6 protein-coding genes and 1 pseudogene are annotated in these 6,058 nt (G+C 42.3%); 2 read left to right on the forward strand and 5 right to left on the reverse strand.

What is annotated here, in order from left to right; genetic code table 11:
- Positions 1 to 21: 21 nt before the first annotated feature.
- A pseudogene (locus RMY27_RS31655) lies at positions 22 to 747 on the reverse strand (Uma2 family endonuclease).
- A gap of 229 nt (positions 748 to 976) precedes the next feature.
- On the opposite strand from RMY27_RS31655, the gene RMY27_RS31660 reads away from it, so the two are divergent.
- Positions 977 to 1,855 (forward strand): SMP-30/gluconolactonase/LRE family protein, encoded by an 879-nt coding sequence (locus RMY27_RS31660; RefSeq protein WP_322668782.1) that lies wholly within the window; start codon positions 977 to 979, stop codon positions 1,853 to 1,855.
- 3 nt (positions 1,856 to 1,858) lie between these two features.
- Here RMY27_RS31660 and RMY27_RS31665 read toward each other — a convergent pair whose 3' ends face one another.
- From RMY27_RS31665 to pgsA, 3 genes are all read right to left on the reverse strand, one after another.
- Entirely contained in the window at positions 1,859 to 2,083 is a 225-nt protein-coding gene (locus tag RMY27_RS31665) for a type II toxin-antitoxin system HicB family antitoxin (protein ID WP_322668783.1), read from the reverse strand.
- The gene (locus RMY27_RS31670) at positions 2,080 to 2,307 is read right to left on the reverse strand and encodes a type II toxin-antitoxin system HicA family toxin (RefSeq protein WP_322668784.1); all 228 of its coding nucleotides are present in this window, start codon (positions 2,305 to 2,307) and stop codon (positions 2,080 to 2,082) included. The genes RMY27_RS31665 and RMY27_RS31670 overlap by 4 nt, the downstream gene beginning before the upstream one ends.
- Before the next feature lie 87 nt (positions 2,308 to 2,394).
- Positions 2,395 to 2,913 carry a CDP-diacylglycerol--glycerol-3-phosphate 3-phosphatidyltransferase gene (gene pgsA / locus RMY27_RS31675; RefSeq protein WP_322668785.1) on the reverse strand — a complete coding sequence of 173 codons (519 nt, stop codon included), beginning with the start codon at positions 2,911 to 2,913 and terminating at the stop codon, positions 2,395 to 2,397.
- Between the two features lie 129 nt (positions 2,914 to 3,042).
- Here pgsA and RMY27_RS31680 point away from each other — a divergent pair, with 129 nt between their 5' ends.
- Positions 3,043 to 4,464, forward strand: coding sequence for an aspartate ammonia-lyase (locus RMY27_RS31680; RefSeq protein ID WP_322668786.1), 1,422 nt, complete (start codon positions 3,043 to 3,045; stop codon positions 4,462 to 4,464).
- A 129-nt stretch (positions 4,465 to 4,593) separates the two neighbouring features.
- Here the strand turns inward: RMY27_RS31680 and RMY27_RS31685 are convergent.
- A partial coding sequence (locus RMY27_RS31685; protein WP_322668787.1) for an HAD-IC family P-type ATPase occupies positions 4,594 to 6,058 on the reverse strand: 1,465 nt, incomplete at its 5' end.

Consider the following 6,058-nt stretch of genomic DNA (forward strand, 5'->3'; position numbering starts at 1 on the left):
AGCGATATGCCCCTCACATCTTCAAAACTTATCAGGGTTAACGCCTAACTCGCGCAGTTGTGTTGCTAATCTGTTAGCACGTTGACTTTCTCGTTCGAGGGGTGTGAGAAGCCAATTCCCAGATGCATCATACCAACGTAGCCACAATCGCTCAATTCCTTGGTAAGAACCTTGCCAAAGTCATAAGCCCAGTTCCAAACCTGGCATCCACACCCGTGGGGTAGTCAAGTCCAATTCGCTATAACTATCTGCAACTAATTGGAATACTTGAAGTTTATCAGTGTAGCGGTTAAACACAATGTAGTAAGGAACTCGCAAAATCCGCTCATAAACTTCCCATTTGGTCGGCGGTTGGTTAACCTCCCGGAGAGTTTGTCCTAAGTCTTCTTTTTCAGTACCAGGAGAAAGCAATTCTACCACTACAAAAGGAGCAACCCCTTCTTGCCAGATGACATAACTCAGACGCAAGTTTTGCTGTTCGTAGAGACGCGAAACTCCCACGGCAGCAAACCAGTCCGGGCGTTTCTACCACAGTGTATGCCGGAGGTCATAGTAAAGGTTTAGGTCAGTGGCAACAAATACTTCCTCTGTTGGATAGTTAGGTGGACAGAAGGTTTCGCGTAGAAGTTGGGGCTGAAAAAGGTGAAATTCGTCAGGCAAACCAGAGTCCTCCGGGTATTCACTAGGAAGATCGTACATGGTAGGTAGGGTTTCTTTTGGAGGGCGGGGAGGGTCTGTTTGGTACATAAGGGGAATCCTGACCGACTAATTTTAAGTTAACGGATCGTGGTAAAGGTTTGGCGAAAATCAAAATCAAAAATATTTTCTTCTACTTGAGAAAGACGCGAGAAATTGCGTCTTTAGTTTTTACTGGAATATGAATAACAATTTTTTTATCAAGGAAGGCAAACCTTTTTTAGAATTGCCTGAAGGTTACTAAAATTAGTTTCTGTAAATACTGTTGTTGGTTGATAAAATGAGCCAGGTTTTACAATATCCACTCCAGAATGTTCTAGAAGCCCGTGCGCGTTTAGGTGAAGGCCCCATCTGGGACTCTACCCAAAACTTAATTTACTGGGTTGATATCTACAACCATCGGGTACATCAGTTCAATCCTGCTACTGGGAAAGACTTGTTTTTTGATGTGGGAGATGTCGTAGGTGCGATCGCAATAGCAGGTAAAGATAGATTAATTATGGCACTGCGTCATCACTTGGCATTTCTCAACACCCAGACAGGTGAAGTTACACCCATTTTGGAAATTGAAGTAAATCTGCCAAATAACCGTTTTAATGATGGCAAATGTGACCCCCAAGGCCGCTTTTGGATCGGTTCAATGTGTTCTTCAGAAAAACCCCAGGCTAGCCTCTATCGCTATGATTGTGATGGTTCATTGCATCTGATGGAAACAGGATTGACTATCTCTAATGGTTTGGGGTGGAGTCCTGATCAAAAAACGTTTTATTTGACTGATTCTCCTCAGCAAAAAATATATGTTTACGATTTTGATTCAGTAACAGGTAGCATTACTAATCGCCGGATTTTTGTTGATTTAACTCATGAATCTTTTTACCCCGACGGGTTGACAATAGATAGTCAAGGAAATATCTGGTCAGCTATGTGGGATGGATGGTGTGTGATTCGTTTCAACCCCAAGGGTGAAGAAATATTGCGGATTAATCTACCCGTTCCACTCGTAACGAGTTGTACCTTTGGTGGCGAAGATTTGCAAACACTCTACATCACCACCGCTTCAGTTGGACTTAGCCAAGCCGAGATTGATAAAAGTTTCTACTCTGGTGATTTGTTTGCTCTGCAAACAGATGTTACCGGATTACCTGGCTATGATTTTTGAAGATTACACAAACCGAAAGGAAATGTTTGCAGTCAAAGGCTTTGGCAGTGGTTTTCCTTGTGCTTGGTAATCTTCAATCAAAAGTTCCAGTACTTCCTCGCCATTATTGAGAGCATCTGCGTAGGTATTTCCATGAGTGTGTGCATAGGGGCCAAACTCAGGTAGGCTGACAACGTACTTTTTATCTTCATCAGACCACTGAATAACAATACTATATTGTGGTTTCATTCTTGTTCTCCTTTGTCTTCTTCCTCCAGTTGTCTTATTTCCATGAGCGCATTTCTAACATCTTTTTCTTGGTAACAATCTGCATCTGCTCCGTCTTTGCCAGACAAAGTGAGGCTGTAAACTAGCAAAGGATAGCTCCATACTGTATGACTGCCTTTGCCGCTTCTATAAATGAATCCAGCTTTTAGGAGCATTGCTTTTAGTTCCCAAATTTTCTTGGGCACTGTTAGAAATTTCTGATTAGCTACAAATATTTTGTCATGATTATCTATAAAAATTTCAGACTTATAAGGATGATATAATAGATGTTTTTAATCAGCAGTGCTAGCTTTTTGAGGCAAAAGATAAATACCCCCAGATATTAAAGTCAAGGCGACAGAAACCCAAAAGGCAATCAAAGAGGGAGTTTGCCACACTTCAGGTAGGGGTGCAATCAAAAGTGCGATCGCAACTATTTGACTGACGGTTTTGAGTTTACCCCAAATATTCGCCCCGGTAATTGTCGTTTGATTCACCCGCCAACCAGCGATCGCTAATTCTCGCGCTAAAATCAAAAACACTCCCCAAGCTGGGACTTTTCCTAGTTCAATAAAAACCAGCAACGGCGCAAGTACTAGAAATTTATCCACTAAAGGGTCAAGAAACTTACCCAAGTCGCTGATTTGATTCAGTTTTCGCGCTAAATAACCATCTAACCAATCAGTTAACGCCGCAACGATAAAAATTGCCAAACATATCCACCTAGCTTGTGGTGTGGGATTGTATAAGCCATAAAGCAGAAATGGTACACCCAGAAGGCGAGAGAAGGTAATCCAGTTGGGTAGGGTCATGGAAAATTAAAAGTTAACAAGTGTAAAGCAATAAGCAGCAAGCAAATATGCAAAATATATGCAGATTAGTGTATCTGAGTGTGCCTGCGTGGGAAAATCTGTTTTCTGAAGCTCTCTTAAAACAATACTATGACTGAACACACAAACTCTCAATTCCGCATCGAACGCGATTCGATGGGCGATCGCCAAATTGCTAGTAGCGTTTATTACGGCATTCAAACACTACGGGCGATTGAAAACTTTCCTATTAGCGGTATCAAGCCTTTAGCTACTTACGTAGATGCTGGATTGATAATTAAAAAAGCTACAGCAATTGTCAATGGAGAACTAAATTGTATTCCCCAAGATATTAGTCAGGCGATTGTCCAAGCAACTGATGAAATCCTGGCTGGGAAGTTCCGAGATCAATTTGTTGTCGATGTTTATCAGGCGGGTGCTGGAACATCCCACCACATGAATATCAACGAAGTTCTCGCAAATCGCGCCTTAGAAATTCTGGGTGAAGAAAAGGGCAATTATAAACGTGTTAGTCCCAATGATCACGTTAATTATGGGCAGTCTACCAATGATGTGATTCCTACCGCAATTAGGATTGGTGGATTATTGGCATTATCCAAGACATTACACCCAGCAATAGATGGTGCGATCGCATCTTTAGAAAACAAAGCTGTAGAATTTCAAGATATCGTCAAATCTGGCAGAACCCACTTACAAGACGCTGTACCCGTGCGTTTGGGTGAAAATTTTCGGGCTTGGGCACAAATCCTCACAGAACATCAAAACCGGATTTACACCGCTTCTGGTGATTTGATGGTGCTAGGTTTGGGAGGTAGTGCAGCCGGAACGGGGTTAAATACTCATCCTTTGTATCGCGCCCGTGTGGTAGAAGTTCTTTCAGAATTGATTGATACTCCTCTAGAACCTGCGCCCCATCTCATGGCAGCCATGCAAAGTATGGCCCCATTTGTAAATGTTTCCGGTGCTTTACGCAACTTAGCGCAGGATTTAGCCAAGATATCTCATGATTTGCGGCTGATGGATTCGGGGCCAAAAACTGGTTTGAAAGAAATTCAACTCCCGCCAGTGCAACCCGGTTCCTCGATTATGCCAGGGAAATATAACCCAGTCATGGCAGAGATGACATCAATGGTGTGTTTTCAAGTGATGGGTTACGACAGTGCGATCGCATTAGCCGCGCAAGCCGGACAATTAGAATTAAATGTGATGATGCCACTGATTGCCTATAACTTGATTCATAGTATCGAAATTCTCGGCAATACTATCGCTGTCCTTACAGAACGTTGCATTGAAGGAATCACAGCAAACCAGGAACGTTGTTTAGCTTATGCAGAAGGTAGTTTAGCTTTAGTAACCGCACTAAATACCCACATCGGTTATTTAAATGCTGCTGCTGTAGCTAAAGAATCTTTAGAAACTGGTAAATCCCTGCGGCAGATTGTCTTAGAACGCGGATTGATGAATGAAGCAGAATTAGCCACAGTGTTAAATCTAGAACAGATGAGTGGTATTTTGCCTCTCAAGGTGGAATAGCTACGATGTACACACAAGTCGGAAAACTTAATTCACATTAGCTTTAATGTGGTAGGGTGCGTTATGGACATTAGTCCTAACGCACCAAAAATCTGGGATGGTGTTTGTCTTAAAAAATACCTGACTGATTTAATTTGGCGGATCAAAACGATTTACTACTGTAGCCCACAAAATCATTGGTGAACCAACTGCTAAACAAAATAACCACTGCTGCAAGTTTAATGGTGCTGTTTCAAAAACTTCATTAATTAATGGCACATGAGCAAAAATAATTTGCAAAAGAATTGCCCCTAAAATCCCAAATCCAATAGCAGGAATATCAATGTTATCTTTAATTGTGCCGTCCATCTTAGCAATCAAATTCGGGATTAATTGACTAATACTCAATAAATAGAATATCCGTCCGGCAATGAGAGCGTTAATCGCCATTGTTCTGGCTAAATCAATATTACCTGTAGTTTGGCGGATATATTCAAATACTCCAAATATGACAATCCAATTAAATAGAGAAATTGCTAAAATTCGTTTTAACCGACTTCCTGAAATTAACGGTTCATTAGGATGACGAGGCGCTTGTCGCATGACGTTTTGCGCTTTTGGCTCAAAAGCTAAAGGCACAGTCATAGTAATGGAATTGAGCATATTTAACCACAGAACTTGTAAAGATAAAATTGGTAAATCCCTGGCTAACAATGTGCTAATTAAAATTGTCATTGATTCCCCGCCGTTGACAGGCAAAATAAAGCAAATTGCCTTGAGCAGATTTTTATAAACTGCCCGTCCTTCTTCTATGGCAGCTTCAATGGAGGCAAAATTATCATCGGTAAGCAGCATATCTGCGGCTTCTTTGGCAACTTCTGTACCAGTACCACCCATCGCAATCCCAATATCTGCTTGTTTTAAGGCTGGTGCATCGTTGACACCATCTCCTGTCATGGCAACGATTTCACCTTTTGATTGCAAAGCTTCGACTAAACGTAGCTTTTGTTCTGGGGCGACACGGGCAAAAACTACACCTTCTTCGGCAACTTCGGCAAGTTCTGTTTTATCCATTTTTGCTAGTTCTGCACCTGTGAAAGCCAGAACTGAGCCATTTTTGTTGATGCCCATACGATAAGCGATCGCCTGCGCTGTGATAGCATGATCGCCAGTGATCATTTTGACCTGAATTCCCGCTTCCTGACAGGCTTGTACTGCCTTAATAGCACTCTCACGCGGCGGATCGATCATTCCTTGCAAACCGATGAAAATTAACCCAGTATCAATATCTGAATGATCTAGTATATTTTGCCTATCGGGTACTACTTTCTTCGCTAAAGCTAATACCCGCAAGCCTTGCCGTGCCATAATATTGACTTCCCGCTCGACGCTGCTTTGCCGTAATGTTTCTACACAATCCAATGGGCGGGGTTGTCCATCAGTGTTCAACATCAGGGTGCAGCGCTGGAGAATTGCCTCGACTGAACCCTTGACATAAATAGTCTTACCTTGGGGTGTGGCGTGCAAAGTCGCCATGTATTGAAAGTCTGATTCAAAGGGAATTCCATCTAGACCTCCGCAAGGGTACTCCCGCCACACCGGAACGGTTGGCGGT

The organism is Nostoc sp. DedQUE09 (assembly GCF_034530915.1).
In the GTDB taxonomy this organism is placed as follows: Bacteria; Cyanobacteriota; Cyanobacteriia; order Cyanobacteriales; family Nostocaceae; genus Nostoc.

Excerpts from the sequence above, each read along its gene's own strand:
- RMY27_RS31660 (WP_322668782.1), top strand. The coding sequence starts at position 977 with ATGAGCCAGGTTTTACAATATCCACTCCAGAATGTTCTAGAAGCCCGT.
- RMY27_RS31665 (WP_322668783.1), bottom strand. The coding sequence starts at position 2,083 with ATGAAACCACAATATAGTATTGTTATTCAGTGGTCTGATGAAGATAAA.
- pgsA (WP_322668785.1), bottom strand. The coding sequence starts at position 2,913 with ATGACCCTACCCAACTGGATTACCTTCTCTCGCCTTCTGGGTGTACCA.
- RMY27_RS31680 (WP_322668786.1), top strand. The coding sequence starts at position 3,043 with ATGACTGAACACACAAACTCTCAATTCCGCATCGAACGCGATTCGATG.